This is a genomic window from Acidovorax sp. KPB24-03 (genome assembly GCF_057546605.1).
Map to the genome: position 1 here is coordinate 1 of NZ_BAAJYR010000426.1, position 2946 is coordinate 2946.

Here is a 2946-nt window from a genome sequence, read left to right on the forward strand (position 1 = left end):
CGCGCCAAGCGGCGCACCAACGGCGGCGGCGCCGCGCCCATCCACCCACCCGCGCCAACCGGCCGGCCGGTGCGGTGGTATATGCTGCGGCCCCCGAGCTGCCCTGGCCGGCACGCCCCGCCGCACCCGACATGCCCACATTTGCCATCGATCTGCCCACGCTGCTGGCGATGACCGTCATCGGTTCCGTCGTCATGGCCGCCTGCCTGGTGCTGGTCGGCCACGAGCGCCGCCGCGACGGCCTGGGCCTGTGGGCCGCCGCGCTGGTGCTGCAGTCGCTGGCCTACGTGCTGCTGGCCCTGCGCGGCCGCGTGCCGGACATGCTCTCCATCGTGGCCGCCAACGGCCTGCTGTCCAGCGTGTTCGCCTGCCTGCTGGCGGCCGTGTGCCAGTTCCACCGCCGGCCGCTGCCCTGGGGGCGGCTGATCGGGCCGGTCGTGCTGACCCTGGCGCTGTTCGTGGCGTTCCTGCAGGACTACGAAATGCGCCTGATGCTGGCGGGCGTGGTCTTTCCCGCGCAACTGGCCCTGGTGCTGTGGACGCTGTGGCGCTTTCCGTCGCCCGGGCGCGGCGCCGGCCTGGTGGCGCTGGGCATCGTGCTGCAGATGTCGGTGCTGGTGGTGCGCGCCGTGGCCGCGGCGACGGGCGCCATGCCGCTGACCGGGCTGCTGCAGGGCGGCTGGCTGCAGCACGCCACGTTCCTGTCCACCTTCATCGCCGTGCAGGCCTCGTCGTTCGGCTTCATCTTCATGGCGCGCGACCGCGCCGACGACACCAACCGCCGCATGGCCGCGCGCGACCCGCTCACGGGCGTGGCCAACCGCCGCGCGGCCATCGCCGCGCTGGACCGCGACATCGCCCGGGCCATCCGCACGCGCGAGCCGCTGTCGCTCATGATGGTGGACATCGACCACTTCAAGCGCATCAACGACGGGCTGGGCCACCTCGTGGGCGACCAGGTGCTGTGCCGCGTGGTCGATGCCATGGGCGAACGCCTGCGGGCGCAGGACATGATCGGGCGCTACGGCGGCGAGGAGTTCCTCGTGGTGCTGCCCGACACGCCGCTGCACGGCGCGCGGCAGCTGGCCATCCAGCTGTGCCGGGCGATCGAGCAGACGCGCTTCGACCTGGGCGGGCACACCGTGCCGGTCACCCTGAGCATCGGCGTGTTCGGCGGACGCATCGAGGAGGGTGACAGCTGGGACATGCTGATCGCCGCCGCCGACCGCGCCATGTACGAGGCCAAGCGCAGCGGACGCAACCGCGTTGCCGTCGCGGGCGATCTGCGCGGGGTGGTGCCCGCCTCCGCACTGCACGACAATCCGGAAACCCTTCCTCCACCGGAGCGGTGAACTGCAACGCACCGGCGCGCCCGCCGGATGCCGCGGCCGGTGGCAGGATCTTTTCCTGGAATGCCCCCGAGGAACCGCCATGAACGCCCGCACCGCCCCCGATCTCCTGCAACCCGCCGAAGCCCTGGCCCACGTCAGCCGCCAATGGGACGGCGACATCCTGCGCCAGCTCACCGAATACATCGAGATCCCCGCCAAGTCGCCCGGCTTCGCCCCCGACTGGGAGCAGCTCGGATACCTGGACCGCGTGCTGCGCAATGCCGCGAACTGGGTCGAAGCGCAGAAGGTGGCGGGCCTCACGCTCGAGATCGTGCGCCTGCCCGGCCGCACGCCGGTGCTGTTCTTCGAGGTGGCCGCCACGCAGCCCCAGTCGAGCCAGACCGTCCTGATGTACGGCCACCTGGACAAGCAGCCCGAGTTCGAGGGCTGGCGCAAGGACCTGGGCCCCTGGACGCCCAAGTACGAGGACGGCAAGCTCTACGGCCGCGGCGGCGCCGACGACGGCTACGCGGTGTATGCCAGCATCGCCGCCGTGCAGGAGCTCAAGCGCCAGAACGTGCCGCACCCGCGCATCGTCGGCCTGATCGAGACCTGCGAGGAAAGCGGCTCGGGCGACCTGCTGCCCTACATCGACCTGCTGCGCAGCCGCTTAGGAAGCGTGGCCCTGGTGATCTGCCTGGACAGCGGCGCCGGCAACTACGACCAGCTGTGGCTCACCACCAGCCTGCGCGGCATGGCCAGCGGCACGCTCAAGGTGGATATCCTCACCGAGGGCATCCACTCGGGCGATTCGTCAGGCCTCGTGCCCTCGTCGTTCCGCATCATGCGGCAGGTGCTGGACCGGCTCGAGGACAGCGCCACCGGCCGCCTGCTGCCCGCCAGCTTCCACTGCGACGTGCCCACCGACCGCCTGGCGCAGGCCCGCGCCACCGCCGGCATCCTGGGCGAGGAGGTGTACAAGCGCTTTCCCTGGGCGCACTACGACTGCGGCGGCTCCACCACCTTCGCGCTGCCCACCACCACCGACCCGGTGCAGGCCCTGCTCAAGCGCACCTGGGAGCCCACGCTCAGCGTGACCGGCGCCGAGGGCTTTCCGGCCCTGAAGGACGCGGGCAACGTGCTGCGCCCCTACACCGCCTTCAAGCTCAGCCTGCGCCTGCCCCCGCTGGTGGACGCCGCGCAGTGCGTGCAGGAGATGAAGGCGCTGCTGGAGGACAACGCGCCCTACCAGGCCAAGGTCACCTTCGAGGGCGGCGGCGCGGCCAGCGGCTGGAACGCGCCCGACACCGCGCCGTGGTTCGAGGGCGCGCTCAATGCCGCCAGCCAGGCCCACTTCGGCGCGCCGTGCGGCTACATCGGCCAGGGCGGCACGATTCCGCTCATGAACATGTTGAGCCAGGGCTTTCCGAAGGCGCAGATGATGGTCTGCGGCGTGCTGGGCCCCAAGAGCAACGCGCACGGCCCCAACGAGTTCCTGCACGTGCCCTACGCCAAGAAGCTCACCGCCGCCGTGGCGCAGGTCATCGCCAGCCTGCCGCCCGCCGTCGCCCAGGACGGCACGGCCACCGCCGCGGCCGCCTGAAGCCGCTGCCCG

General features: G+C 71.8%; 2 protein-coding genes. Both read left to right on the plus strand.

The features are described from left to right. The first annotated feature begins 131 nt into the window (after window positions 1-131). A complete protein-coding gene (locus AC27KI_RS21985; protein ID WP_487115835.1) occupies window positions 132-1352 on the plus strand; it encodes a GGDEF domain-containing protein in 1221 nt (406 codons plus the stop codon). Between the two features lie 79 nt (window positions 1353-1431). Beyond that, the gene (locus tag AC27KI_RS21990) at window positions 1432-2934 is read left to right on the plus strand and encodes a M20 family metallopeptidase (RefSeq protein WP_487115837.1); all 1503 of its coding nucleotides are present in this window, start codon (window positions 1432-1434) and stop codon (window positions 2932-2934) included. The last annotated feature ends 12 nt before the right edge of the window (window positions 2935-2946 follow it).

Bases quoted from the DNA above. Each gene is read 5' to 3' on its own strand.
- AC27KI_RS21985 (WP_487115835.1), top strand. From the start codon at position 132: ATGCCCACATTTGCCATCGATCTGCCCACGCTGCTGGCGATGACCGTC.
- AC27KI_RS21990 (WP_487115837.1), top strand. From the start codon at position 1,432: ATGAACGCCCGCACCGCCCCCGATCTCCTGCAACCCGCCGAAGCCCTG.